This window comes from Xanthomonas bromi (assembly GCF_900092025.1).
Classification (GTDB): Bacteria; Pseudomonadota; Gammaproteobacteria; order Xanthomonadales; family Xanthomonadaceae; genus Xanthomonas; species Xanthomonas bromi.
In genome coordinates, this window is record NZ_FLTX01000039.1 from 105,875 (window position 1) to 130,883 (window position 25,009).

At 64.8% G+C, this 25,009-nt stretch carries 21 protein-coding genes and 1 pseudogene; 20 read left to right on the forward strand and 2 right to left on the reverse strand.

Features of this window, described 5'->3' with window-relative positions; translation table 11 throughout:
• The first annotated feature begins 1 nt into the window (after position 1).
• The 9 genes from tsf (at position 2) to bamA (ending at position 10,873) form a co-directional block, all read left to right on the forward strand.
• The gene (tsf, locus tag XBLMG947_RS12805) at positions 2-880 is read left to right on the forward strand and encodes a translation elongation factor Ts (RefSeq protein WP_065469057.1); all 879 of its coding nucleotides are present in this window, start codon (positions 2-4) and stop codon (positions 878-880) included.
• 276 nt (positions 881-1,156) lie between these two features.
• A complete protein-coding gene (locus tag XBLMG947_RS12810) occupies positions 1,157-2,680 on the forward strand; it encodes a sensor domain-containing diguanylate cyclase (protein WP_065469058.1) in 1,524 nt (507 codons plus the stop codon).
• A 107-nt stretch (positions 2,681-2,787) separates the two neighbouring features.
• A complete protein-coding gene (gene pyrH / locus XBLMG947_RS12815; RefSeq protein ID WP_064509070.1) occupies positions 2,788-3,510 on the forward strand; it encodes a UMP kinase in 723 nt (240 codons plus the stop codon).
• A gap of 189 nt (positions 3,511-3,699) precedes the next feature.
• The gene (frr, locus tag XBLMG947_RS12820; RefSeq protein ID WP_039412023.1) at positions 3,700-4,257 is read left to right on the forward strand and encodes a ribosome recycling factor; all 558 of its coding nucleotides are present in this window, start codon (positions 3,700-3,702) and stop codon (positions 4,255-4,257) included.
• A gap of 17 nt (positions 4,258-4,274) precedes the next feature.
• Positions 4,275-5,036 (forward strand): polyprenyl diphosphate synthase, encoded by a 762-nt coding sequence (gene uppS / locus XBLMG947_RS12825; protein ID WP_065469059.1) that lies wholly within the window; start codon positions 4,275-4,277, stop codon positions 5,034-5,036.
• Entirely contained in the window at positions 5,033-5,860 is an 828-nt protein-coding gene (locus tag XBLMG947_RS12830) for a phosphatidate cytidylyltransferase (protein WP_065469060.1), read from the forward strand. Before uppS ends, XBLMG947_RS12830 begins: the two co-directional genes overlap by 4 nt.
• A 2-nt stretch (positions 5,861-5,862) precedes the next feature.
• Positions 5,863-7,053 carry a 1-deoxy-D-xylulose-5-phosphate reductoisomerase gene (locus XBLMG947_RS12835; protein WP_065469061.1) on the forward strand — a complete coding sequence of 397 codons (1,191 nt, stop codon included), beginning with the start codon at positions 5,863-5,865 and terminating at the stop codon, positions 7,051-7,053.
• Positions 7,054-7,079: 26 nt separating this feature from the next.
• Entirely contained in the window at positions 7,080-8,426 is a 1,347-nt protein-coding gene (gene rseP, locus XBLMG947_RS12840) for an RIP metalloprotease RseP (RefSeq protein WP_065469062.1), read from the forward strand.
• 83 nt (positions 8,427-8,509) lie between these two features.
• Positions 8,510-10,873 carry an outer membrane protein assembly factor BamA gene (bamA, locus tag XBLMG947_RS12845; RefSeq protein WP_065469063.1) on the forward strand — a complete coding sequence of 788 codons (2,364 nt, stop codon included), beginning with the start codon at positions 8,510-8,512 and terminating at the stop codon, positions 10,871-10,873.
• A 77-nt stretch (positions 10,874-10,950) separates the two neighbouring features.
• On the opposite strand, the gene XBLMG947_RS12850 is transcribed toward bamA, so the two are convergent.
• Positions 10,951-11,112 carry a hypothetical protein gene (locus XBLMG947_RS12850; protein WP_167352024.1) on the reverse strand — a complete coding sequence of 54 codons (162 nt, stop codon included), beginning with the start codon at positions 11,110-11,112 and terminating at the stop codon, positions 10,951-10,953.
• A gap of 153 nt (positions 11,113-11,265) precedes the next feature.
• Between XBLMG947_RS12850 and lpxD the strand changes: the two genes are divergently transcribed.
• From lpxD to XBLMG947_RS12895, 9 genes and pseudogenes are all read left to right on the forward strand, one after another.
• Positions 11,266-12,279: a UDP-3-O-(3-hydroxymyristoyl)glucosamine N-acyltransferase gene (gene lpxD, locus XBLMG947_RS12855; RefSeq protein WP_065469065.1), complete on the forward strand. Its 1,014-nt coding sequence runs from the start codon at positions 11,266-11,268 to the stop codon at positions 12,277-12,279.
• Positions 12,276-12,737 carry a 3-hydroxyacyl-ACP dehydratase FabZ gene (gene fabZ / locus XBLMG947_RS12860; RefSeq protein ID WP_065469066.1) on the forward strand — a complete coding sequence of 154 codons (462 nt, stop codon included), beginning with the start codon at positions 12,276-12,278 and terminating at the stop codon, positions 12,735-12,737. The genes lpxD and fabZ overlap by 4 nt, the downstream gene beginning before the upstream one ends.
• A gap of 23 nt (positions 12,738-12,760) precedes the next feature.
• Entirely contained in the window at positions 12,761-13,552 is a 792-nt protein-coding gene (lpxA, locus tag XBLMG947_RS12865) for an acyl-ACP--UDP-N-acetylglucosamine O-acyltransferase (protein WP_065469067.1), read from the forward strand.
• Positions 13,549-14,862, forward strand: a complete 1,314-nt coding sequence (gene lpxB, locus XBLMG947_RS12870; RefSeq protein WP_065469068.1) for a lipid-A-disaccharide synthase — start codon at positions 13,549-13,551, stop codon at positions 14,860-14,862. Before lpxA ends, lpxB begins: the two co-directional genes overlap by 4 nt.
• The gene (locus tag XBLMG947_RS12875; protein WP_065469069.1) at positions 14,859-15,587 is read left to right on the forward strand and encodes a ribonuclease HII; all 729 of its coding nucleotides are present in this window, start codon (positions 14,859-14,861) and stop codon (positions 15,585-15,587) included. Before lpxB ends, XBLMG947_RS12875 begins: the two co-directional genes overlap by 4 nt.
• Positions 15,588-15,984: 397 nt before the next feature.
• Positions 15,985-19,593 (forward strand): DNA polymerase III subunit alpha, encoded by a 3,609-nt coding sequence (gene dnaE / locus XBLMG947_RS12880; RefSeq protein ID WP_065469070.1) that lies wholly within the window; start codon positions 15,985-15,987, stop codon positions 19,591-19,593.
• Positions 19,594-19,749: 156 nt separating this feature from the next.
• On the forward strand, positions 19,750-20,709 hold the full coding sequence (locus tag XBLMG947_RS12885) for an acetyl-CoA carboxylase carboxyltransferase subunit alpha (RefSeq protein WP_065469071.1): 960 nt from the start codon (positions 19,750-19,752) through the stop codon (positions 20,707-20,709).
• Positions 20,710-20,770: 61 nt separating this feature from the next.
• On the forward strand, positions 20,771-21,526 hold the full coding sequence (locus tag XBLMG947_RS12890) for a tetratricopeptide repeat protein (protein ID WP_065469072.1): 756 nt from the start codon (positions 20,771-20,773) through the stop codon (positions 21,524-21,526).
• Between the two features lie 75 nt (positions 21,527-21,601).
• A pseudogene (locus XBLMG947_RS12895) lies at positions 21,602-21,978 on the forward strand (hypothetical protein); the annotation flags it as partial.
• A 283-nt stretch (positions 21,979-22,261) separates the two neighbouring features.
• Here XBLMG947_RS12895 and XBLMG947_RS12900 read toward each other — a convergent pair.
• On the reverse strand, positions 22,262-22,708 hold the full coding sequence (locus XBLMG947_RS12900) for a CopD family protein (protein ID WP_065469073.1): 447 nt from the start codon (positions 22,706-22,708) through the stop codon (positions 22,262-22,264).
• 74 nt (positions 22,709-22,782) lie between these two features.
• On the opposite strand from XBLMG947_RS12900, the gene XBLMG947_RS12905 reads away from it, so the two are divergent.
• Together XBLMG947_RS12905 and XBLMG947_RS12910 are read left to right on the forward strand one after the other, a co-directional pair.
• Positions 22,783-23,385, forward strand: coding sequence for a methyltransferase (locus XBLMG947_RS12905; protein ID WP_181093218.1), 603 nt, complete (start codon positions 22,783-22,785; stop codon positions 23,383-23,385).
• A 249-nt stretch (positions 23,386-23,634) separates the two neighbouring features.
• Positions 23,635-24,978, forward strand: coding sequence for a polyhydroxyalkanoate depolymerase (locus XBLMG947_RS12910; protein WP_181093220.1), 1,344 nt, complete (start codon positions 23,635-23,637; stop codon positions 24,976-24,978).
• The last annotated feature ends 31 nt before the right edge of the window (positions 24,979-25,009 follow it).

Genomic DNA, 25,009 nt, shown 5'->3' on the forward strand with positions numbered 1-25,009 from the left:
CATGGAAATCACTGCTTCCCTGGTCAAGGAACTGCGCGAGCGCACCGGCGCCGGCATGATGGAGTGCAAGAAGGCACTCGTCGAAAACGCAGGTGACATCGACGCCGCGGCCGAGTGGCTGCGCAAGTCGGGCCTGGCCAAGGCCGACAAGAAGGCCGACCGCGTTGCCGCCGAAGGCCGTATCGCCACCGCACAGGCCGGCGGCAAGGCCGTTCTGGTCGAAGTCAATTCCGAGACCGACTTCGTCGCCAAGGACGAGAACTTCCTGGCCTTCACCGAAGTCGTCGCCAACGCTGCACTGAACTCCGACGTCGCCGATGCCGACGCGCTCAAGAGCGTCAAGCTCGACAGCGGCGAGACCATCGAAGAGCGTCGCGCTGCGGTCATCGCCAAGGTTGGCGAGAACCTGCAGGTGCGTCGCCTGGTCCGTCTCGACAGCGCCAACAACGTCGCGGCCTATGTGCACGGCGGCCGGATCGGCGTGCTGGTCGAGCTGAAGGGTGGCGACGTCGAGCTGGCACGCGGCATCGCCATGCACGTCGCTGCGATGAACCCGCCGCACGTCAAGGCCTCCGATGTTCCGGCCGAATTCGTTGCCAAGGAAAAGGAAATCGAACTGGCCAAGATGTCCGAGAAGGACAAGTCCAAGCCGGCCGAGATCCTGGAAAAGATCATCAGCGGCAAGATCAGCAAGATCGTCAACGAAGTGACGCTGTACGGCCAGCCGTACGTGCTCAACACCGATCAGACCGTCGAGCAGGCAGTCAAGGCCGCCGGTGCCGACGTGATCGGCTTCCAGCGCCTGGCCGTTGGCGAAGGCATCGAGAAGGTGGTGGAAGACTACGCCGCCGAAGTGATGAAGCAGGCCGGTTTGGCCTAATTCTTCACCGCTCAGAAAAAAACCGCGGCATGCCGCGGTTTTTTTTGCCTGCACGTTGCCCATCCACAACACGGCACGAACCTGAAGCGAACGCATACGACACAGCAGCAAGCGACCTCAACCCTACAGATTTCATCGGTGTTGCCGTTACCTTTGAATGCCGACCAGGCTTTTGGCGTCCATCACGCATGTTTTGCTGCGCGGCGATGGCGGAGCATGGCGCCTCCCACTCAACGACCGCGACTGTATGCTGGCGGTCACTGTCGGCGATGACTCATGCAACCAGATCTCCAGGCCGCCCTGCACTACTGCCGTAACCTGCCATCGCCGCCCGGCGTTGCGCTGCGCATCATCGAACTTGCGCAGGACCCGGATGTAGACATGACCACGACCGCCAACGTCATCAGCATGGACATGGCATTGAGCGCGCGCATGCTGCGGGTGGCCAATTCGCCGCTCTACGCCAGCCGCCGCCGCATCGACAACCTTGGTCAGGCGTTGACCATGCTCGGCCTCAACGCGACCCTGAGCCTGGCACTGGGGTTTTCGATGGTGCATGGCGTACGCAGCACCTTCATCGCACACCCGTTGCATGAGCGCATCTGGCGCCGCGCCGGCCTGTGCGCGCTGGCCAGCCGCATCCTTGGCCAGGCCTACGGCATCCGCAAGCCGGAAGAATTGATGCTGGCCGGCCTGCTGCAGGACATCGGCAAACTCGCATTGCTGCAAGGCGCGCCCGAGGCGTACGCGCCGCTGCTGGAGCAGGCACCCGACAATGCATCGCTGCTGGAAGCCGAACGCGAACATCTGGGTGCCACCCATGCCGAAGTCGGTGCGTGGCTGGCGCATCAATGGCAGTTGCCGCCGTATCTGCAGAATGCGATCGCACAAAGCGAAGAAGAGCCGGCGAGCCTGGAGCCCTTCATGGCCTGCGTGGCCCTATCCGGACACCTGGCCGACATCTGGCTCTCCGCCAGCGCCGTCACTGCCACCGAACGTGCGCAGCGGCAGGCCCAGGACGTGCTGGAACTGGACGCCGAACGCTTCGAGAAAGTGATCGAACGCATCGCCGAATCGCTGCCGGAACTGGAAGCGCTGTTCGATATCCGCGTGCCGCAGCCCGAGCACATCCAGATGATCTTCGAGCAGGCGCGCGAGCTGGCGATGCTGCGCAGCCTGCGCGAATTGCAGGATGTTGCCGAAGCGCGCCGGCATGCAGACGAATCGGAAAACCGCATGCGTCACCTGGCCGAGCAGGCCAGCCGCGATGCACTGACCGGGCTGTTCAATCGGCATCAGCTCGACACCGCGCTGACGCATGAGTTCGAACTGGCCTCGCGGCAGAGCTGGCCGCTGTCGATCGCCTTCATCGACCTGGACGAATTCAAGCGCGTCAACGATGCGCACGGGCACCTGGTCGGCGACGAAGTGCTGCGCAACTTCGCGCAAACCTTGCAGCGCATGGTGCGCACCAGCGATCTGGTCGCACGCTACGGCGGCGAAGAATTTCTGGTGATCCTGCCCAATACGCCCGCCGATGCGGCGCTGACGGTGATCGAACGCATCCTGACCGAAACTGCACGCACGCCGATGGCGCAACTGCCCGGCGGCCCGCTGCATATCACCTTCTCGGCGGGCCTGGCCACGCACGGTGGTGTCGAGCGCCAGTTCGAAAGCATCGAACATTTATTGCAGGCCGCCGACAGCACGCTGTATCGCTCCAAGCATCGCGGCCGCAACCGCGTCACCGCGTACGATGCGACCGAAGTACCAACGCCGCCGAACCCGCGCGCGCACTGAGCAACCGGTCAGGCAGCCGCCAACAAAGGAATTTTTACCACGCCAGGTGACGGGCATCCGCTAGAATTGCCGGCGTTTGCCGATCCCCTACCCCGAGGCCCTCCCCCATGTCCGAACTTTCCTATCGCCGCATTCTTCTCAAACTTTCCGGGGAGGCGCTGATGGGAGACGGGGATTACGGCATCGACCCCAAGGTCATCAATCGGCTGGCGCACGAAGTGATCGAAGCCCAGCAGGCCGGCGCGCAGGTGGCACTGGTCATCGGCGGCGGCAATATCTTTCGCGGTGCCGGCCTGGCCGCCAGCGGCATGGACCGCGTCACCGGCGATCACATGGGCATGCTGGCCACGGTGATCAATGCGCTGGCCATGCAGGATGCGCTGGAAAAGCTCGGCGCCAAGGTGCGCGTGATGAGCGCGATCAAGATCAACGACGTCTGCGAGGATTTCATCCGTCGCCGCGCCATGCGTCACCTGGAAAAGGGCCGTATCGCGATCTTCGCCGCCGGCACCGGCAATCCGTTCTTCACCACCGATTCGGGCGCCGCGCTGCGTGCGATCGAGATCGGTGCCGACCTGCTGCTGAAGGCAACCAAGGTCGATGGCGTGTACGACAAGGACCCGAAGAAGCACAGCGACGCGGTGCGCTACGACAGCCTGACCTACGACGAGGTCATCCTGCAGGGACTGGAAGTGATGGACACCGCCGCGTTCGCGCTGGCACGCGACAGCGATTTGCCGCTGCGCATCTTCGGCATGAGCGAGCCCGGCGTGCTGCTGCGCATCCTGCGCGGCGAGCAGATCGGCACGCTGGTGCAGGGACGTAGCTGAGTTTCGGGAATCCGGATTGGGGAATCGCACAGGCGCAGTGCCGCACGCTGTGCGGCGATCTCCAACCCGGGCACTCGGCGTCAACAGGGTCGGCAAGTGAACCGGCTGCGCGGGTCCTGACGGCCCGCAAGTCGTGAAACCTCAGTCCCGGCTATAATCCCCGGATTCAGCTCCACACGGATTCCGGCGATGCTCACCCAGATCAAACAAGACGCGCAGACGCGCATGACCAAGAGCATCGATGCTCTGCGCCATTCCCTGACCACCATCCGTACCGGCCGTGCCTCGCCGGCGTTGCTGGACGGCATCAAGGTCAAGGCCTACGGCACCGACACGCCACTGAATCAGGTCGCCAGCATCAGCGTGTCCGAAGGCCGCTCGCTGGTCATCAGCCTGTTCGACAAGGGCATGATCAAGGACGTGGAAAAAGCCATTTACGCCTCGGATCTGGGGCTGACCCCGACCGTGGTCGGCACCGTGATCCGTCTGAACCTGCCGCCGCTGACCGAGGAGCGCCGCAAGGAGCTCAGCAAGTCCGTGCATGGCGAAGGCGAAGACAGCAAGGTGGCCATTCGCAACATCCGCCGCGATGCCAACCAGCAGGTCAAGGATCTGCTCAAGGACAAGGCCGTCACCGAAGACGAAGCGCGCAGCGCCGAAGACGATATCCAGAAGCTCACCGACAAGGCGATCAAGGATGTGGATGAGGTCGTCAAGGGCAAGGAACAGGAATTGATGACGGTCTGATCGTGGCATCGCCTGCCATGCATCCAGTCCCCTCTGCTGCCGCGATCCCGCGCCACATTGCCATCATCATGGATGGCAACGGGCGTTGGGCGCAGCGTCGGCGTCGTCCGCGCGTGATCGGCCACCGCGCCGGCGCGCGCGCGGTCAATCGCACGATCGATTTCTGCCTGGAAAAAGGCGTTTCGGCGCTGACCCTGTTCGCGTTCTCCAGCGAAAACTGGGGCCGTCCGCAGGATGAGATCGACGCGCTCATGAAACTGTTCCTGCACGCGCTCGACCGCGAGGTCGAAGAGCTGCAGCGGCGCGGCGTGCAGGTGCGCTTCATCGGCGATCGCAGCCGCTTTGCCGCACCGCTGCGCGACCGCATGGCCGGCGCCGAGCGCAGCACCGCTGCCAACGCGCGGCTGGTGCTGAGCATCGCAGCCAGCTATGGCGGCCGCCAGGACATCGCAGCAGCTGCGCGCGCATTGGCCGAAGACGTCGCCGCCGGCCGGCTGCAGCCGCAGCAGATCGACGAGGCCCTGCTGTCCAGCCGGGTCGCCCTGGCCGACCTGCCGGCGCCGGATCTGTTCATCCGCACCGGTGGCGATACCCGCATCAGCAATTTCCTGCTGTGGCAGCTGGCCTACACCGAGCTGTGGTTTACCGAAACCCTGTGGCCGGAGTTCGATGCCGGCGTGTTGCAGCAGGCGCTGGACGACTATGCCGGGCGCGAACGCCGTTTCGGCCTGACCAGCGCACAGATCGCCGGCAAGGCGACGGAGAGTTCCTCCGCATGACCAAGACCCGCGTGATTGCCGCGCTGATCATGGCGCCGCTCGCGATTTGCGCGATCGTCCTGCTGCCCACCCAATGGCTGGCAGCGTTGTCGGCGGTCCTGTTCCTGATCGGCCTGTGGGAGTGGCTCAAGCTCTCCGGCATCGACGACAGCCTGCCGCGTACCGTGCTGCTGATGCTCAATCTGCTAGTGATGGTGCTGATGGTGTGGGCCTCGGCCGGCTCCATGGTGCTGTTTCGGATCGCCGCGCTGGTCGGTGTGGTGTGGTGGGTGCTGGCGCTGCTGTGGCTGCGCTTTTTCACCTTCGGCGCCGATCATGGCAACGGCCACGCGCGTGCACTCAAACTGGCCGCCGGCACCCTGGCGGTGCTACCGGCATGGGCGGCGCTGGTGCTGCTGCACGCCAACCCGGACAAGGGCAACCTGTGGCTGCTGACTGCGCTGACCATGGTGTGGGCGGCCGATTCGGGCGCCTACTTCGCCGGCCGCGCGTTCGGCAAGCACAAGCTGGCACCGCGCATCAGCCCCAACAAGACCATCGAAGGCCTGATCGGCGGGATGCTCGCCGGTATTGCGGTTGCCTGCGCGTTCGGCTGGCTGGCCGGGCTGACGCTGGCGCATGTGCCGCAGCTGGTCATGGTCTCGGCGCTGGCGGTGCTGGCGTCGGTGCTGGGCGATCTGTTCGAGAGCCTGCTCAAGCGCCACGCCGGCGCCAAGGACTCGGGCACCCTGATCCCAGGCCACGGCGGCGTGCTGGATCGCATCGACGGCGTGCTCGCCGCCCTGCCGGTGTTCGCACTCGGCAAGGAAATTCTCGGATTCTAGGCATGGCTGGCTCTCCTCTTCGTCAGGTCGCCGTGTTCGGCGCCACCGGCTCGATCGGCGCATCGGCGCTGGACGTGATCGCGCGTCACCCCGAGCGGCTGCGCGCCAGCGTGCTGTCGGCCGGCAGCAAGGTCGAGGACCTGCTGGCGCTATGCGCCACCCACCGGCCTGCGCACGCGGTGATCGCCGATGACGCGCAGTACCCGGCGCTGCGCGACGGCCTGCGCGCGCTCGGCCTGGCGACCCAGCCGCATGCCGGCGTCGAAGCGCTGGACGCGCTGGCCGGCAGCGACGCCTGCGACACCGTGGTGGCGGCGATTGTTGGGGCGGCCGGACTGCCGTCCACCCTGGCCGCGGCCCGCGCCGGCAAGCGCTTGCTGCTGGCCAACAAGGAATCGCTGGTGCTGGCCGGCGAGCTGCTGACCCGCACCGCAGCCGCTGCCGGGGCTGAAATCATCCCGATCGACAGCGAACACAGCGCCATCTTCCAATGCCTGCGCTCCTGCGACGCCAGCCGCGGCGTGCGGCGGGTGATCCTGACCGCCTCCGGTGGCCCGTTCCGTGGCTGGGACCGTGCCGCGCTGGCGGCGGTCACGCCTGCGCAGGCCGTGGCGCATCCCAAGTGGTCGATGGGGCCGAAGATCTCGGTGGATTCGGCGACCCTGATGAACAAGGGCCTGGAAGTGATCGAGGCGCATCATCTGTTTGGCCTGCCGGGCGAGCAGATCGATGTACTGGTGCACCCGCAAAGCCTGGTGCATTCGCTGGTGGAATTCGTGGACGGCTCTACCCTCGCCCAGCTTGGCCTGCCGGACATGCGCACCACCCTGGCGGTTGGCCTTGCCTGGCCGGAGCGGGTCGAATCCGGGGTCGGCGGGCTGGACCTGCTCAGCCAGGGCCGACTGGATTTCGAGGCCCCGGACACCGCCGCGTTCCCGTGTCTGCGCCTGGCCTGGGACGCATTGCGGGCCGGCGGCACCGCGCCGGCGATCCTGAACGCGGCCAACGAAGTGGCTGTTTCAGCGTTTCTTCAGGGCCAGGTGGGTTTCCTAGCGATCCCTGCGTTGGTCGAACACACGCTGACAACGCTTCCGCGGCACAATGCCGACTCTCTCGACACTCTGCTTTTTGCCGATGCGCAAGCCCGGCAAATCACTGAACGCGCCCTCGCCCACCACGCCCTTCATGCCTGATCGATCCACGCACGCGAGCTGCACACATGGGTGACTTCATCGGTTCGGTCTGGTGGATGATCGTCAGCCTGGGCGTGTTGGTGACCTTCCACGAATTCGGGCATTTCTGGGTCGCACGTCGCTGCGGGGTCAAGGTGTTGCGCTTTTCGGTGGGCTTTGGCAAACCGCTGTGGATGCGCCGCGACCGCCACGGCACCGAGTTCGTGGTTGCCGCGATTCCGCTGGGCGGCTACGTCAAAATGCTGGACGAACGCGAAGGCGAGGTGCATCCGGCCGAGCAGGATCAGGCCTTCAATCGCAAGACCGTGTGGCAGCGCATCGCCATCGTGGCCGCCGGCCCAATCGCCAATTTATTGCTGTGTATGGCGATGCTGTGGGCGATGTTCGTGGTGGGCAAGCAGGATTATTCGGCCACCATCGGCCGCGCCGATGGGCTGGCCGCCGAAGCCGGGCTGAATCCGGGCGAGCGCATCGTGCGCATCGACGGTCGTCGCGTCAGCAGCTGGAGCGACGCCAGCATGCAGTTCACCACCGCGGCAATGGACAAGCACGATGTCCGCGTCCTGACCGCCTCCGACACGGCGAGCAGCAGCGAACACACCTTGCGTCTGTCGCAATTGCCGGCTGGTTTCGACGAACGCCGCGTGGCCACGCTGGCCGGCATCGGCTGGCAATTCATGCTGCAGCCGCCAGTGGTGGACAAGGTAGTGGCCGGCTCGGCGGCAGATGGCCTTCTGAAGCCGGGAGATCGCATCGTGGCCATCGATGGCCAGACGATCCGCTCGGCCAGCGAAGTGTCGGCCCAACTCCAGGCGCTGGGCGCACAGGGCGGCACCGGCATGATCGAGGTCGCACGCAAGGACGACCGGCTGGCGCTGGAAGTCTCCCCACGCAAGTCGCCCGATGGCCAATGGAGGCTGGGCGTGGGGTTCGCGGCCGCCGCGGCGCCGGAATACGATAGCCGCCAGCAGTACGGGCCGTTCGCCGCCGTGCCGGCCGCGATCCGCGAAACCGGCCGGATGACCGCCGATTCGTTGGGCATGATGAAGCGCATGCTGACTGGCCAGGCCTCGGTCAAGAACATTTCCGGTCCGGTCACCATCGCGCGCGCCGCCAATGCCTCGGCCGAACGCGGGCTCGACTGGTTCCTGTATTTCTTGGGATTGCTGTCGCTCAGCCTGGCGATCATCAACCTGATGCCCATCCCGATCTTGGACGGGGGGCACCTGCTGTATTACCTTATCGAGTTGATCAAGGGCAGCCCGATCAGCGAACGGGCCATGATTGCCGGACAATACGTCGGCCTGGCGGTCCTGGCCGGGTTGATGGGACTGGCGTTCTACAACGACATCCTCGGCCTGGTTTCACGATGAAGCTGCTCCACTCTTTCCGCCTGTTGTCGTCGTCATACGCCGGCATCCAGCAACACCCGAATACGACTCCAACCGGATGTGACATGACGCGTCTTCCCACTCGCCGCCTGCTTGCCCTCGCTCTTGCCGCAGGCCTCAGCCTGCCGGCCGTTGCCCTGGCCGCCGAGCCGTTCGTTGCCAGCGACATCCGCGTCGACGGTCTGCAGCGCATCGCCTCCGGTACCGTCTTCACCTATCTGCCGGTGAACCGCGGCGACACCGTGGACGATGCCAAGGTGGCCGACTCGATCCGTGCGCTCTACCGCACCGGCTTCTTCGAGGACGTGCAACTGGATCGCCAGGGCAACATCCTGGTGATCACGGTCAAGGAGCGCCCGGCAATCAACAAGCTCACCGTGACCGGCAACAAGGACATCAAGTCCGAAGAACTGCTCAAGGGCCTGGGCGACATCGGCCTGACCGAGGGCGGCACCTTCGACCGCCTGAGCCTGGACCGGGTGACCCAGGAACTGACGCGCCAGTACAACAACCGCGGCAAGTACAACGTGGAAATCACCCCGACGGTGAGCCCGTTGGACCGTAACCGCGTCGATGTGGCCATCGCCATCAAGGAAGGCAAGGCGGCCAAGATCCGCCACGTCAACCTGATCGGTACCGAAAAGTTCGCCAACGCGGACATCCTGGACAACTGGGAATCCAAGGAGCACAACTGGGCCTCGTGGTACCGCCGCGACGACCAGTACTCCAAGGAAAAGATGTCCGGCGACCTGGAAAAGCTCAACTCCTGGTACCTGGACCGCGGCTACGTCGATTTCAGCATCGACTCCACCCAGGTCTCGATCAGTCCCGACAAACGCGATATGTTCATCAGCGCCGGCGTCACCGAGGGCGAGCAGTACAAGATTTCCGAGATCAAGGTGACCGGCGACACCGTGCTGCCGCAGGCCGACATCGAGCGCCTGGTGATCCCCAAGGCCGGCGACATCTTCTCGCGTGCGCTGCTGGAGTACACCTCCGATGCGATCACCAACACGTTGAGCAACGTCGGCTATGCGTTCGCCAAGGTCAACCCGCTCCCGACGCCGAATCGCGAAGACCGTACCGTGGCGGTGAACCTGCAGGTGGTGCCCGGCCCGCGCGTGACCGTGCGCCGCATCCTCTACAAGGGCAACAGCCGCACCTCCGACGAAGTGTTGCGCCGCGAAATGCGCCAGTTCGAAAACACCTGGTACTCGCAGGCCGCGATCGATCGTTCCAAGATCCGTCTGCAGCGCCTGGGCTACTTCGAGAGCGTGGACGTGGAAACGCCAGCGGTGCCGGGCAGCAACGACCAGGTCGACGTGGTCTACAACGTCAAGGAAACCACCTCCGGCAGCTTCGTGTTCGGCCTGGGGTATTCGCAGAGCTTCGGTGTGACCACCTCGGTGCAGTTGTCGCAGAACAACTTCCTGGGCGGCGGTAACCGCGTGGCGGTGGAGGCCTCGCGCAGCACCTTCCAGCAGCGCTATGCGTTCTCCTATACCAACCCGTTCTTTACCGACGACGGTGTATCGCTGGGCTACAACCTGTCCTGGCGATCGCTGGATTACTCGGACTTCAACACCGCGCAATACAACAGCAAGAACGGCTCGGCGCAGGTGGTGTTTGGCGTGCCGATCACGGAGAACGATACCGTCTCGGCGATGGTCGGCATCGACAGCAACCAGATCAACACGTTCCCAGGAACGCCACGAGCGATCGTCGACTACATCGATGCAGTCGGGACACGCACGTTCCATGCCTGGCGCACGGAATTGGGTTGGGCGCGCGACACCCGCAACGATTTCTTCATGCCCACCCGCGGCATGTACCAGCGCGTTGGCCTGGAAACCACCCTGCCCGGCTCCACGGTCGAGTATTACAAGCTCAATTACCAGATCTCCAACTACTGGCCGATCATTCCGGCGCTGGTGTTGAATACGCGTTTCGAGCTGGGCTATGGCGACAGCTACGGCAGCGACAGCAGCCGCGTGGTCACCAACCCGGATGGCTCGACCAGGACCATCACCGCCACCGGCCTGCCGTTCTACGAGAACTTCTATGCCGGCGGTACCAACTCGGTACGCGGCTTTGAAGACAACACCCTGGGCCCGCGTTCGGAAGTGCTACCTGGCTTCAACCGCGGCCAGCCGCTGGGTGGCTCTTTCAAGACCGTCGGTTCGGTGGAAATGTACTTCCCGAAACTGTTCGACAGCCCGTCGGCGCGCGTTTCGGCGTTCGTCGACTTCGGCAACGTGTACAACGGCGTGGACAACTTCAAGGCCAACGAGCTGCGTGCGTCCACTGGTGTGGCGCTGTTGTGGCGCGCCCCGGTCGGCCCCATTTCGATCAGCTACGCGTTCCCGCTGAAGAAGGAAGACAACGACGAGATCGAGCGTCTGCAGTTCACCTTCGGCGGTCAGTTCTAAGATTGGCTGGAAGAACAATGGCGGCCCGGACGTCCGGGCTGCCATTGTTTATTTGCATTACCTGGTGTGAAACAGCTTTAGAAGTCGTTGTTCCAGACGTTGCCCAGACAAGTCGCGGTGGCCCTCCACTCGAATGAATCCACGCAGCGCACCTGCTGGTCCCAGAAGCGCAGAACGTTGGCGCGCTGCTGCGCGAAATCGCCGACCGATGCACTGGTGACTGCGCCCAGCAGGATCACGCTACCGAAGATTAAAGAGGACGTTTTCGTATGCTTCTTCCTGGGTTCGCCGCATGGTTGCGACCCGGCAGGAGACACCTCTGGCCACTTGGCTGCTTGATAATATTTCCCCGGTAAAACCAGCCACTTACCGTTTACGCGAGGTTTCCCCTGATGCGATTGACCGCCAGTGCGATTGCCGAACAATTTGGGTTGACCGTCGTTGGTGACGGCACCACCGAAGTCAGCGGCGTCGCCACCCTGGCCCATGCCGGCGCGGGGCAACTGAGCTTCCTGTCCAACCCGCGCTATCGCCCGCAACTGGCCGACACGCATGCCGCTGTCGTGGTGTTGCGTGCCGACGATGCGGACGCGGCCAAGGGCACCGCGCTGGTCGCCAAGGATCCGTATACCGCGTTCGCCAAGATCGCCGCGCTGTTCGATGTGGCGCCGGTGCGCGAGCCGGGTATCCATGCGTCTGCGGTGATCGACCCGACCGCGCAGGTGTCGGCCACCGCGCATGTCGGCCCGTTCGTCAGCATTGGCGCGCGTAGCCGCGTGGGCGATGGCTGCGTGATCGGCACCGGCAGCATCATCGGCGAAGCCTGCGTGGTGGACGACGGCAGCGAGCTGCTCGCCCGCGTCACCCTGGTCACCCGCGTGCGGCTGGGCAAGCGCGTGCGGATCCACCCCGGCGCTGTGATCGGTGCCGATGGCTTCGGCTTGGCCATGGATGCCGGGCACTGGATCAAGGTGCCGCAATTGGGCGGTGTGGTGATCGGCGACGATTGCGAGATTGGCGCCAACACCTGCATCGACCGCGGCGCGCTGGAAGACACCGTACTGGAAGAAGACGTGCGCGTGGACAACCTGGTGCAGATTGCGCACAACTGCCGCATCGGCGCACACAGCGCCATCGCCGGCTGCACCGGCATTGCCGGTAGCGCCAAGATCGGCCGGTATTGCCTGCTTGGCGGCCACGTCGGCGTGGTCGGCCACTTGGAAATCTGCGACAAGGTGGTCATCACCGGCAAATCGGTCGTGCGCAATTCCATCCATGAGCCGGGCGAGTATTCGTCCGGCACCCCTCTCACCGACAATCGCACGTGGCGCAAGAATGCCGCGCGCTTCAAACAACTCGATGCGCTCGCCAGGCGCATCCTGGCTGTGGGCAAGGAAAAAGAATGAGCCATCCCGTTTACGAGCTGCCGATCGAAATCAATCAGATCCACACGCTGATCCCGCACCGCTATCCGTTTCTGCTGGTCGACAGGGTTGTCGAGCTGGACCTGGAAGCCAAGCGCATCATCGGGCAGAAGAACGTCACTATCAACGAGCCATTTTTTCAGGGCCACTTCCCCACCCGCCCGGTGATGCCCGGCGTGCTGATCATCGAAGCATTGGCGCAGGCCGGTGGTGTGATGACCCAGCTCGGGCTGGGACGCGATGCGCTGTCCACGCTGTTCTACATGGTCAAGGTCGACAACGCCCGCTTCAACAAGCAGGTGGTGCCGGGCGACGTGCTGATGCTGGAAGTGCAGATGAAGCGTCTGATCCGCAACATGGGATGCTATTACGGCGAAGCAAAGGTCGACGGCGAGGTCGTGGCCAGTGCCGAAATCATGTGTGCCGGCGCCAAGGAATAACCCGTTTCTTGAGGTGAGACACGATGCGTGATTCAACACCGTTGATTCATCCGACGGCAGTCATCGATCCATCAGCGACGCTGGCCGACGACGTGCGCGTCGGCGCCTTCTCGCTGATTGGCGCCGATGTGCAGATCGGGGCGGGCACCGAGGTGGGGCCGCATTGCTCGATCCACGGCCCGACCCGGATCGGTCGCAACAACCGCTTCATCGGGCACGCCGCGATCGGTGGCGAGCCGCAGGACAAGAAGTACGCTGGCGAACGCACCGAATTGGTGATCGGCGACGGCAACGTGATCCGCGAATTCGTCACCATCAATCGCGGCACCGGCGGCGGCGGCGGCATCACCGTGGTCGGCAACGGCAACTGGATGCTGGCCTATACGCACGTGGCGCACGACTGCCATGTGGGCGACCACTGCGTGTTTTCCAACAACACCACGCTGGCCGGGCACGTCACCGTGGGCGACTACGTGATCATCAGCGGCTTTGCCGGCGCGCATCAGTTCTGCCGCATCGGCGCGCACGCGTTCCTGGGCATGGGCGCGTTGACCAACGGCGACGTCCCGCCCTTCACCATGGTCGGCAGCGATTCGCTGGGCCGCCCGCGCGGCATCAATAGCGAAGGCCTCAAGCGTCACGGCTTCGATGCCGAACGCATCACCGCGATCAAGCGCGCCTACCGCACGCTGTACGTCGCCGGCCTGCCGTTGGCCGACGCCAAACTGCAGCTGGCCGAACAAGCCAAGGACAGCGAAGACGTCCGCGGGATGCTTGAGTTCATCGAAGCCGCAGAACGGCCGTTATTGCGATGACGGGAATCGGGAATCGGGAATCGGGAATCGAACCAGGCGCGCGTGATCGCGCGCCTGCAAGCGGCGACCCGACTGCTCTGCCGATCCCCCATTCCCCACTCCCGATTTCCGGCAGGCGCCCCACCCGCATCGCGCTGATCGCCGGTGAAGCCTCCGGCGACATCCTCGGCGCGGGGTTGATCGAGCAATTGCGGCTGCGCTACCCGGGCGCCGAATTCGTGGGCATCGGCGGCGATGCGATGCGCGGTGCGGGCTGCCAGACCTGGTTCGATGCCAGCGAGCTGGCGGTGATGGGGCTGACCGAAGTGCTGCGCCATCTGCCGCGCCTGCTCAAGCTGCGCAGCGCGTTCCGCGAGCGCGTGCTGGCGTGGAAGCCGGACGTGTTCATCGGCATCGACGCGCCGGATTTCAATCTGCCGGTGGAGCGCTGGCTCAAGCAGCGCGGCATCAAGACCGTGCATTACGTCAGCCCTTCGGTCTGGGCCTGGCGCGAGAAGCGTGCGGAAAAGATCGGCGTCAGTGCCGACCTGGTGCTGTGCCTGTTCCCGATGGAACCGCCGATCTATGCCAGACACGGCGTGGACGCGCGCTTCGTCGGCCACCCGATGGCCGACGACATCGCCTACCAGGCCGACCGCGCGGCGGCGCGCGCCAAGCTGGGGTTGTCCGCCTCCAGCACCGTGCTGGCAGTGCTGCCGGGCAGCCGGCATGGCGAGATCAGCCGGCTCGGCGACACCTTCTTCCAGGCTGCCTGGCTGGTGTCCGAACACATCCCGAACCTGCACGTGCTGGTGCCGGCAGCCAACCCGGGATGCAAGCAATTACTGGCCGAGCAGCTCTCACGCTCGTCGCTGCCGGTACTGCGCTCGCATCTGCTCGACGGCCAGGCGCGCACTGCGATGCTGGCCGCCGACGTGGTGTTGCTGGCCTCGGGCACCGCTACGCTGGAAGCCATGCTGGTCAAGCGCCCGATGGTGGTCAGCTACAAGGTGGCGCCGCTGACCTACCGCATCGTCAAGACGCTGGGCCTGCTCAAGGTCAACCGCTACGCCCTGCCCAATATCCTGGCCAACGACGATCTGGCCCCGGAACTGATGCAGGACGACTGCACCCCGGAGCGGCTGTGCGTGGCGCTGTTGGACTGGTTCAAGCACCCCGCCAAGGTGGCCGCCCTGCAGCCGCGCTATCTGGCCCTGCACGCCGAGCTGCGCCGCGACGCCTCGGCGCGCGCGGCCGATGCGGTAGCAGAGCTGCTGACGCAGCCGGAATTGGGAATCGGGAATCGGGAATCGGCAGGAGCCAGGCCATGAAGCGCTCAAGCTCCCACGCTGCGATTGTCGTTCCGACGAAGCAGGACTCGCTCTTCCACGATTCCCCAATCCCGATTCCCGATTCTCGTTTGATCGCCGGCGTCGACGAAGCCGGCCGTGGCCCGTTGGCGGGTCCCGTGGCAGTGGCAGCGGTGGTGTTCGACCCGAACAAACCGCGCATCAACGGGCTGGACGATTCCAAGCAGCTCAGCGCTGAGCGCCGCGAACAGTTGTACGCACGCATCGTCGATCGGGCGCTGGCGTGGTCGGTGGTGTTGATCGACAGCGAGGAGATCGACCGCATCAACATCTACCAGGCCACCATGCTCGGCATGCGGCGCGCGGTGGAAGGCGTGGCGCATGTGGCCGGGTTTGCGCGCATCGACGGCAACCGCGTCCCCAAGGGGTTGCCCTGCCCGGCCGAGGCGCTGATCGGCGGCGATGCGCTGGACTGCGCCATCATGGCCGCCTCGATCGTGGCCAAGGTCACCCGCGACCGGCTGATGCACGAACTTCACGCGCGGCACCCGGAGTATCGCTTCGACCAGCACAAGGGCTACAGCACGCCGGTGCACCTGGCCGCGTTGCAAACCCACGGACCATGCCCGCAACATCGCCGCAGTTTTGCGCCGGTCCGGTTGGCGCTGGAAGGCCGTGAACAGGGAGCGGCCGCGAAGCGCGAGCCGGAGCAGTTGCAGGTCGCACACCTGGGTGGGCCGATCTAAAAGGCGCAGCGTTCCGTACGCGAGGCGCCTGGTGCTGCCCAGGTCCACACAACAGCGAGAAAGCCGCGGGCCGCGGCAACCGGCCAGAGCCGTTGAAAGAACGGATCGCTTCACTCCTGACCTCCCTGCCTCGTTTCGGTACAGGTGACAGCCGAGTTGCGGGGTGCGCGTTGCCGTTTAAGGCGCGGATTGTTCCACCCCACAGGCCCGGCAGCCTCCGGTGTCGCGAAAGGCCGGCCCGCAGCGCCTTTCACAGCTTGGTCGCCAAACGAGTCACCGCCATCCGGGGGCACCATCTTCACTTCACGGTGCCGCCCCGCCCTCGTCTGCCCGCCTGTCAAGCCTTGTTCGCCCCCGTCCCCGCCGGTACCCTGACCGCGCATTATTCCGGTCTCGCATGTCCACTTCCCGCTTCGTCCATCTGCACGTCCACACCGAGTTCTCGCTGGCGGATTCCACCATCCGTGTGCCCGAGAAACCGGATCAGGCTGACCCGAAAAAGGCCAAACAGGCCAATTTGCTGAGCCGGGCGGTCGAACTCGACATGCCTGCGCTGGCGGTCACCGACCTCAATAACCTGTTCGCGCTGGTCAAGTTCTACAAGGCCGCCGAAGGCGTGGGCATCAAGCCGATCGCCGGCGCCGACGTGATGATCGCCACCCCGGACATGACGCCCTGGCGCATGACCTTGCTGTGCCGCGACCGCGAAGGCTACCTGAGCCTGTCGCGGCTGCTGACGCGCGCCTGGATGGAAGGCCACCGCCCCGAAGGCGGCGTGGCGATCCATCCGGAATGGCTGCAGGCCGGCCACGCCAACCTGTTTGCGCTGGCCGGCCGCGACAGCCTGGCCGGGCGGTTGTTCAGCGAGGGCCGCGCCGATCTGGCCGAGCAACAACTGGCCGACTGGCAACGCGTGTTTGGCGATGGCCTGCATCTGGAACTCACCCGCACCGGGCGCGACGGCGAAGAACGTTTCAACCAGTTCGCGTTAAACGCGGCCGGCGTGCGCGGGCTGCCGGTGGTGGCCAGCAACGACGTGCGCTTCCTGTACGCCAGCGACTTCAACGCGCACGAAGCGCGCGTGTGCATTTCGTCCGGCCGCGTGCTGGATGACCCCAAGCGCCCGCGCGAGTACAGCGATCAGCAGTACCTGAAGTCCGGCGACGAAATGGCCGCGCTGTTCGCCGACGTGCCCGACGCGATCGACAACACGCATGCGCTGGCGCAGCGCTGCAACATCGAGATGCGCCTGGGCACCTACTTCCTGCCCGCCTACCCGGTGCCGGAAGACGAGACCCTGGACAGCTGGATCCGCAGCCAGTCGCGCGACGGTCTGGCCGCGCGCCTGGAAAAGAGCCCGATCGCCCCCGGCAAGACCCGCCAGGACTACGTGGACCGGCTCGAATTCGAGCTGGACACCATCATCAAGATGGGGTTTCCCGGCTACTTCCTGATCGTGGCCGACTTCATCCAGTGGGGCAAGAACCAGGGCATTCCGATCGGCCCGGGCCGCGGTTCCGGCGCCGGTTCGCTGGTGGCGTGGGCGCTGCAGATCACCGACCTCGACCCGTTGCCGTACAACCTGCTGTTCGAGCGCTTTTTGAATCCAGAGCGCGTGTCGATGCCCGACTTCGACATCGACTTCTGCATGGACCGCCGCGACGAAGTCATCGACTACGTGGCGCGCAAGTACGGCCGCGAACGCGTCAGCCAGATCATCACCTACGGCACCATGGCCGCCAAGGCGGTGGTGCGCGATGCCGGACGCGTGCTCGGCTTCACCTACGGGCTGGTCGACAGCGTGGCCAAGCTGATCCCCAACATCCTGGGCATCACGCTCAAGGATGCGATGGGCGAAGGCAAGGATTCGGAGATGGCCTCGCCGGACCTGATCCAGCGTTACCAGGTCGAAGACGACGTACGCGACCTGATGGACCTGGCCCGCCAGCTGGAAGACCTCACCCGCAACGCCGGCAAGCACGCCGGCGGCGTGGTGATTGCGCCCGAGCCGCTGTCCGAGTTCTGCCCGCTGTTCGCCGAACACGACGAGGACGGCCGCGGCAAGAATCCGGTCACCCAGTTCGACAAGGACGACGTCGAAGCGGTGGGCCTGGTGAAGTTCGACTTCCTCGGCCTGCGCACGCTGACCATCATCGATTGGGCGGTCAAGGCGATCAACGTGCGCCATGCGCGCGCCGGCATCGATCCGGTCGACATCACCACCATTCCGCTCGACGACGTGCCCACCTACAAGGGCGTGTTCGCCTCGGGCAATACCGGCGCGGTGTTCCAGTTCGAATCCTCGGGCATGCGCCGCCTGCTCAAGGACGCGCGCCCGGACCGTTTCGAAGACCTGATCGCGCTGGTGTCGCTGTACCGCCCCGGCCCGATGGACCTGATCCCGGACTTCAACGCCCGTAAGCACGGCCAGCAGGAGATCGTGTATCCCGATCCGCGCACCGAAGTCATCCTGAAAGACACCTACGGCATCATGGTGTACCAGGAGCAGGTGATGCAGATGGCGCAGATCGTCGGCGATTATTCGCTGGGCGGCGCCGACCTGTTGCGTCGCGCGATGGGCAAGAAGGTGCCGGCCGAAATGGCCAAGCACCGCGAAATCTTCCGCGAAGGTGCAGCCAAGGGCGGCGTGAGCGCAGCCAAGGCCGACGAAATCTTCGATTTGATGGAGAAGTTCGCCGGCTATGGCTTCAACAAGTCGCACGCCGCCGCCTACGCACTGGTCAGCTACCAGACCGCCTGGCTGAAACGGCATTACCCTGCCGAATTCATGGCCGCGACGCTGTCCTCGGACATGGACAATACCGACAAGGTGGTCGGCTTTCTCGATGAGGTGCGCAACCTCGGCCTCACCGTCAAGCCGCCGCACGTCAACGCATCGGCCTACATGTTCGAGGCGGCCAGCCCGGACACCATTCAATACGGTCTGGGCGCGATCAAGGGCGTCGGCCAGGGCGCCTGCGAGGCGATCGTCGAAGAACGCCAGCGCGGTGGACCCTACACCACGCTGCTGGATTTCTGCACGCGCGTGGGCACCGCAAAGCTCAACCGCCGCACGCTGGAAGCGATGATCAATGCCGGCGCGATGGATGGCCTTGGCAAGAACCGCGCCTCGCTGATGCTGCAGCTGCCCGAGGTGATGAAGGCCACCGAGCAGATGGCGCGCGAACGTGCCTCGGGGCAGAACTCGCTATTCGGCGGGCCGGACCCGAGCGCGCCGGCGATGCGCCTGGATCTGCCCGAAAGCAAGGAATGGCCGCTAGGCCAGCTGCTCACCGGCGAGCGCGAAACGCTGGGCTTTTACCTCAGCGGGCATCCGTTCGATCCGCACCGCGAGGAAGTGCGCGAGCTGGTCGGCTGCGACCTGGGCGCGCTGGAAAAGATCCTGGCCTCGCAGCAACGTGGTGGTGGTGGTGGTGGTGGTGGCGGTGGTGGTGGCGACGGCGAAAAGCGCACCTGGCGCCCGGAAGTCAGCGCCATTCTGGCCGGCCTGGTGGTCGGCGTGCGCCGCAAGGGCGACAGCCAGGTGTTCGTGCAACTGGAAGACGGTCGCGGGCGGGTGGAATGCAGCGCGTTCTCCGATGCGATGGCCGAATTCGGCCACCTGCTCACCCGCGACCGCATCCTGATCGTCAAAGGCGGCCTGCGCGAGGACGAATTCAACGGCGGCTACAGCCTGCGCATCCGCCAATGCTGGGACTACGAGCAGATCTGCGCCGACCACGCGCAACGCCTGTCGCTGCGCCTGGACCTGCGCGAGAAGCAGGCCTTCAAACGCATCGACGCGCTGCTGGCCAAGCACCGCCCCGGCAAGACGCCGCTGCGCCTGGACCTGCTGCTGCGCGCGAAAAGCGGCGGCGTGGCCGGCATGCTCGACCTCAACGGCAGCCACTCGGTGCGCATCGACCAGCAGCTGATGGACAGCCTGCGCGCCGACCCGGCGGTGCGGACGGTGAAGATCAAGTACAGCCCGCCGTGGGCGCAGTGAATCGGGAATTGGGAATGGGGAATCGCAAAAGCGAGGCCGTCGGATACTTTGCTCTGATTCCCGATTCTCCATCCCGATTCCGCTCCCAACGCCCCCGTACGGGCCAGCCACACCGCTTCAGCTACACTCCCCGCCTTACGTTGACGACGCCATTGCATGAATCCTAACTACCTCGACTTCGAGCAACCCATCGCCGATCTGGAAGCCAAGATCCAGGAACTGCGCAACGCCAGTGCCGGCCCTGCAGTCAACGTGGAGACCGAGGTGCGGGCGCTGCGCGACAAGGCACGCGTGCGCACTGCGCAGATCTTCCGTGACCTGTCGTCGTGGCAGATCTCGCAGCTGGCGCGCCACCCGCAGCGCCCGTACACGCTGGACTATATCAACACCATCTGCGACGAATTCCAGGAGCTGGCCGGCGACCGTGCCTATGCCGACGACAAGGCGATCGTCGGCGGGCTGGGCCGTATCGACGGCCGCCCGGTGGTCATCATCGGGCACCAGAAGGGCCGCGATACCAAGACCAAGGTGGCGCGCAACTTCGGCATGCCGCGGCCGGAGGGCTACCGCAAGGCCTTGCGACTGATGAAGCTGGCCGAACGTTTCCGCCTGCCGCTGCTGACCTTTATCGACACCCCTGGTGCGTATCCCGGCATCGGTGCCGAGGAACGCGGCCAGTCCGAAGCGATTGCGCGCAATCTGCTGGAAATGGCCGAACTCAAGATCCCGGTGATCTGCACCGTGATCGGAGAAGGCGGCTCCGGCGGTGCGCTGGCCATTGGGGTCGGCGACCGCACCTTGATGCTGGAATACGGCACCTATTCGGTGATTTCGCCCGAAGGCTGCGCCTCGATCCTGTGGAAGGACGCGGCCAAGGCCAAGGACGCCGCCGAACAGCTGGGTTTAACCGCCAAGCGTTTGAAGGGCCTGGGTCTGGTCGACAAGGTCATCCGCGAACCCACCGGCGGCGCGCATCGCAATCCGGAACAGATGGGCAAGCGACTGAAAGCCGTGCTGCTCAACGAGCTGGACGCCCTGGAAAAGATTCCGGTGGATGCCTTGCTGCAGCAGCGTTACGAGCGGCTGCGTAGCTACGGTGCCTACGAAGGGCATTGATCCGCGTGCACGATGACCGGCCGCGCCGACCGCGCGGCCATGGAAAGGACGCCTCACTCGCATGTCTGCGCTTCTGCTGATTTCGCTGCTGCTGCAAGCCGCCTGCTGTGTCCACGTCGTGCGCAGCGGGCGGCCCTTGTACTGGATCTTCCTGCTGCTGGCGTTTTCGCTGCTGGCGGTGCTGGTCTATGTGTGCGTGGCGGTGATTCCCGACCTGCGCAACGATCCCAGCGCGCGCCGCAGCCTCAAGCACGTGCGCGGCACCCTGGATCCACAACGCGAACAACGCGAAGCCTCGCGCCGCCTGGATGTGGCCGACACTCCGGAAAATCGTCGCCAACTCGCCGAGACATTGCTGGCGCGCGGCGATTACGCACAGGCGGCCGAGCATTACCAGGGCGCCTTGCGTGGGCTGTATCGCGACGATCCGCACCTGATGCTTGGCCTGGCCAAGGCCCAGTTCGGGCTAGGCCAGCCGCAGCAGACGCGGCAGACCCTGGATGCCTTGATCGCGGCCAACCCCGGCTTCCGCTCGCATGACGGGCACCTGCTGTATGCGCGTGCGGTTGAGGACAGCGGCGACACCGAGGCGGCGCTGCACGAATACGAGACGCTAGCCCAAGGCTATCCGGGCGAAGAAGCGCGGGTGCGCTATGCGCAACTGCTGCAGCGCACCGCGCATCCTGATCAGGCCAAGGCGGTGTACGAACAGGTAGTGCGCCATGCCGCCGCTTCGCCCAAGCATTACCAACGCGAACAACGCACCTGGGTCGATCTGGCGCGCAAGGGTCTGCGCGAGCTGGACTCCAGCGCGTGAGCGCCGCTTGATCCAGCCGTCCCTCCCTCACAGGCGCCATGTGTCCGGACGCCTACGCACGCGAAGGAGACCACCATGCCCAGAAGGCCGGACATCGAGGCAGGTCTCAACGCCGAAATCGATCACTTGCTGGTGCTGTCCGCGCAGACGTTTCGCAACGGCGCCCAGGCGGAATCGCTAGCGCTCCGATTGCAGGCGTGGGCGCTGATCCCCGAGCCCAAGCAGCAATGCAATGGGATGACTACCCGCAAAGCCTGTCTGCAAGCTGCGTGAAGGATTATGCCGATCTGCACGACGATGAGAACGTGCACAAATGGATCGAAGTAATCGCGCTGATGTACGACGATCCAGACCACACCGATCATCTTGTCCTGATGACCGAAGGCGAAGCGCTGCTTCAGCTCGGAGATGAAGTACGCGCCCGTGCTGTATTCGGCAAACTCCATGTGCTGTAAGGCAGGAGCGGATTTGCCGGGAACCAGAAAAAGTATCTCAAGCTGCTTCCCACGCCGCAGTAGACAACGCACGCTGCGGGGCGATCTTGCACGCCGTCATCGGCGGTGCTCCATCCGCACGCATGTCAACGCGACTGATCGCTTCTCGCTTTAGCTGCACGTCACCGCAATCATTTGCGGCAAGACGCAGGCACGTCCCGCAACCTCGTCGGCAGAGGCGGTTCCTGTACCTGCGGCACAGAGAACCCCTCGGCGTGCGCAGGCTCGGTGCGGCATGCGCTCAGAACGGCTTGGCCAGCACCAGCCAGATCACACCGACCAGCAGGATCACCGGCACCTCGTTGAACCAGCGCAACGCCCGACCACTGGGCACTGCACGCCCCTGTTCGGCGCCTTTGACCCAGCGGCCGGACACGATGTAGTGGGCAAGAATCAACGCCACCGCAAACAGTTTGGCGTGCAACCAGCCGCCGGCCACCATCGTCGGAAAATCCGGAATCACCCGATAGCCTTGCCACAACACCGCTCCCAGCAGCAACGCCAGGCCGAGCATGCTGTGGCCGAATTTGTACAGCCGCCGCCCCATCAGCACCAGCCGCGCACGCACTGCGGTGTCGTTTCCGGCTTCGGCGATATTGACCAGAATGCGCGGCAGATAGAACACCGCGGCCATCCAGGCGATCACGAACAACAGATGGAACGTCTTAATCCACAAATACAGGGTCATGTGCTGGCTCCACTGGCTCGCGTAGGATGGCCCGCATTTTCACCTATCCGCGCGCGCGAAAGCAGCTGATGTCCATGCAGCAGTCCGACCAAAAACAGTACGACGCCCACTATTTCCGCCGCTGGTATCGCGATGCCGGCCTGGCCGACCCCGCGCGCCTGCGACGCAAGGTCGCACTGGCCGTGGCCCAGGCCGAGTACTACCTGGAGCGGCCAATCCGCAGCGTGCTCGATGTCGGCTGCGGCGAGGCGGCATGGCGCGCGCCCTTGCTGGCGCTGCGGCCGAAGCTGAGCTACCTGGGTTTCGACAGCAGCGCCTACGCGGTGCAGCGCTACGGGCGCAGCCGCCAGATCCACCCCGCCCGCTTTGGCGATTTCGCCTGGCTGCGCCCGTGCGCGCCGGTGGACCTGCTGATCTGCTCGGACGTGCTGCATTACGTGCCCACCCGCGAATTCAACCAAGGCCTGCCCGGATTGGCCGAGATGTGCGCAGGCGTGGCATTTCTGGAGGCCTTCGCCCAGGAAGATGCATTCGAAGGCGATCACGACGGCTTCCAGGCGCGACCGGCGCGCTGGTATCGCAAGCGCTTCGCCAGCGTGGGCTTCGCTACGCTCGGGTCGCATTGCTGGTTGTCGCCGCAGCTGGCCGGGGAAACGTCTGCGTTGGAGCGTGGCTGACCGGCACACGCTCCTTGGGCGCGCCCTGAGCTCCCTTCTCGCGCCGCAGAGGGCGCGCCGCGTAGGAGCCGATGAAATGAGGTGCGAGGCCTGGGGCATTCAAGAGAACGCCGATGACGTCCGAACGGCGATGGCTTCGCGCGCACCTTTAACAAGACCCACGGCCACCGATACAGGCCTGCTGACACGTTGATATGACAGCCTCAACCATCCGCAGCCCCATTAAGGTGCAAATGCGCCAAACCGGGTATGCTGCGCGGCAGCAAAACCGCACGGATGGGTGGAATGCTTTATCAACTGCATGAGCTGACCCGCAATCTGCTGGCCCCCTGGGTGCATCAGGCCCAGGCGAACGCCAAGATGTTTTCCGACCCGGACAGCCTGTGGGCTTCGCTTCCGGGCGCCGAACGCATGGCCGCCAGCAACGAGTTGTTCCACCGGCTGGGCAAGGAATACGAAAAGCCCGCCTGGGCGCTGGACGATGTCGAAGTCGATGGCCATTCGCTGCCGATCATCGAGCGGGAAGTGCTGAGCAAGCCGTTCTGCCGGCTGCTGCGCTTCAAGCGCTTCAGCGACCACGTCGAACTGATCGGCAAGATGAAGGAGCAGCCCGCCGTGTTGGTGGTGGCGCCCTTGTCCGGCCATCATGCCACGCTGCTGCGCGACACCGTGCGCACCCTGCTGCGCAACCACAAGGTCTATGTGACCGATTGGGTGGATGCGCGCATGGTGCCGCTGGACGCTGGCGCGTTCCGGCTCGAGGACTACATCACCTATATCCAGGAGTTCATCCGCCATATCGGTGCCGAACGCCTGCACGTGGTGAGCGTGTGCCAGCCTACCGTACCGGTGCTGGCGGCGGTGTCGTTGATGGCGACCAACGACGAACCCACGCCGCGCTCGTTGGTGATGATGGGCGGCCCCATCGATGCACGCCGCAGCCCCACCCAGGTCAATAACCTGGCGACGGAAAACGGCATCGAGTGGTTCCAGAACAACCTGATCCACACCGTGCCGTTCCCGTATCCGGGGCATGGCCGCCAGGTGTATCCGGGCTTCTTGCAGCACGCCGGATTCCTGTCGATGAACCCCAACCGGCACGTGATGTCGCACTGGGATTTCTACACCGATCTGGTCAAGGGCGACCTGCAGGATGCGCAGGCGCACCGGCAGTTCTACGACGAGTACAACGCCGTGCTCGACATGCCGGCCGAGTATTACCTGGACACGATTCGCGTGGTGTTTCAGGAGTTTTTGCTGCCGCAGGGCAATTGGAACGTGGACGGCCAGCTGGTCAAGCCATCGGCGATCCGCAATACCGCGTTGCTGAGCATCGAAGGCGAGCTGGACGATATCGCCGGCCTCGGTCAGACCGAGGCAGTGCACGATCTGTGCACCGGCATTGACGCCGCGCATCGTCGCCATCTGGTGGTGGAAGGTGCGGGTCACTACGGCATCTTCAGCGGCCGTCGCTGGCGCGAAGTGGTGTATCCGCAGGTACGCGAATTCATCGCCCGCTACGATGCGGACCCGGTCGGCAGCCGCGACCCGGCCACCGTGACCCCGATCCGCAAGCGCGGTAAACGCGCCTGACCCACGCAATAAAAAATCCCCGGCACGGCCG

What these genes read in the sequence shown, in the direction of transcription:
- tsf (WP_065469057.1), top strand. Translation starts at nt 2, where the DNA reads ATGGAAATCACTGCTTCCCTGGTCAAGGAACTGCGCGAGCGCACCGGC.
- XBLMG947_RS12810 (WP_065469058.1), top strand. Translation starts at nt 1,157, where the DNA reads ATGCAACCAGATCTCCAGGCCGCCCTGCACTACTGCCGTAACCTGCCA.
- pyrH (WP_064509070.1), top strand. Translation starts at nt 2,788, where the DNA reads ATGTCCGAACTTTCCTATCGCCGCATTCTTCTCAAACTTTCCGGGGAG.
- frr (WP_039412023.1), top strand. Translation starts at nt 3,700, where the DNA reads ATGCTCACCCAGATCAAACAAGACGCGCAGACGCGCATGACCAAGAGC.
- uppS (WP_065469059.1), top strand. Translation starts at nt 4,275, where the DNA reads ATGCATCCAGTCCCCTCTGCTGCCGCGATCCCGCGCCACATTGCCATC.
- XBLMG947_RS12830 (WP_065469060.1), top strand. Translation starts at nt 5,033, where the DNA reads ATGACCAAGACCCGCGTGATTGCCGCGCTGATCATGGCGCCGCTCGCG.
- XBLMG947_RS12835 (WP_065469061.1), top strand. Translation starts at nt 5,863, where the DNA reads ATGGCTGGCTCTCCTCTTCGTCAGGTCGCCGTGTTCGGCGCCACCGGC.
- rseP (WP_065469062.1), top strand. Translation starts at nt 7,080, where the DNA reads ATGGGTGACTTCATCGGTTCGGTCTGGTGGATGATCGTCAGCCTGGGC.
- bamA (WP_065469063.1), top strand. Translation starts at nt 8,510, where the DNA reads ATGACGCGTCTTCCCACTCGCCGCCTGCTTGCCCTCGCTCTTGCCGCA.
- lpxD (WP_065469065.1), top strand. Translation starts at nt 11,266, where the DNA reads ATGCGATTGACCGCCAGTGCGATTGCCGAACAATTTGGGTTGACCGTC.
- fabZ (WP_065469066.1), top strand. Translation starts at nt 12,276, where the DNA reads ATGAGCCATCCCGTTTACGAGCTGCCGATCGAAATCAATCAGATCCAC.
- lpxA (WP_065469067.1), top strand. Translation starts at nt 12,761, where the DNA reads ATGCGTGATTCAACACCGTTGATTCATCCGACGGCAGTCATCGATCCA.
- lpxB (WP_065469068.1), top strand. Translation starts at nt 13,549, where the DNA reads ATGACGGGAATCGGGAATCGGGAATCGGGAATCGAACCAGGCGCGCGT.
- XBLMG947_RS12875 (WP_065469069.1), top strand. Translation starts at nt 14,859, where the DNA reads ATGAAGCGCTCAAGCTCCCACGCTGCGATTGTCGTTCCGACGAAGCAG.
- dnaE (WP_065469070.1), top strand. Translation starts at nt 15,985, where the DNA reads ATGTCCACTTCCCGCTTCGTCCATCTGCACGTCCACACCGAGTTCTCG.
- XBLMG947_RS12885 (WP_065469071.1), top strand. Translation starts at nt 19,750, where the DNA reads ATGAATCCTAACTACCTCGACTTCGAGCAACCCATCGCCGATCTGGAA.
- XBLMG947_RS12890 (WP_065469072.1), top strand. Translation starts at nt 20,771, where the DNA reads ATGTCTGCGCTTCTGCTGATTTCGCTGCTGCTGCAAGCCGCCTGCTGT.
- XBLMG947_RS12900 (WP_065469073.1), bottom strand. Translation starts at nt 22,708, where the DNA reads ATGACCCTGTATTTGTGGATTAAGACGTTCCATCTGTTGTTCGTGATC.
- XBLMG947_RS12905 (WP_181093218.1), top strand. Translation starts at nt 22,783, where the DNA reads ATGCAGCAGTCCGACCAAAAACAGTACGACGCCCACTATTTCCGCCGC.
- XBLMG947_RS12910 (WP_181093220.1), top strand. Translation starts at nt 23,635, where the DNA reads ATGCTGCGCGGCAGCAAAACCGCACGGATGGGTGGAATGCTTTATCAA.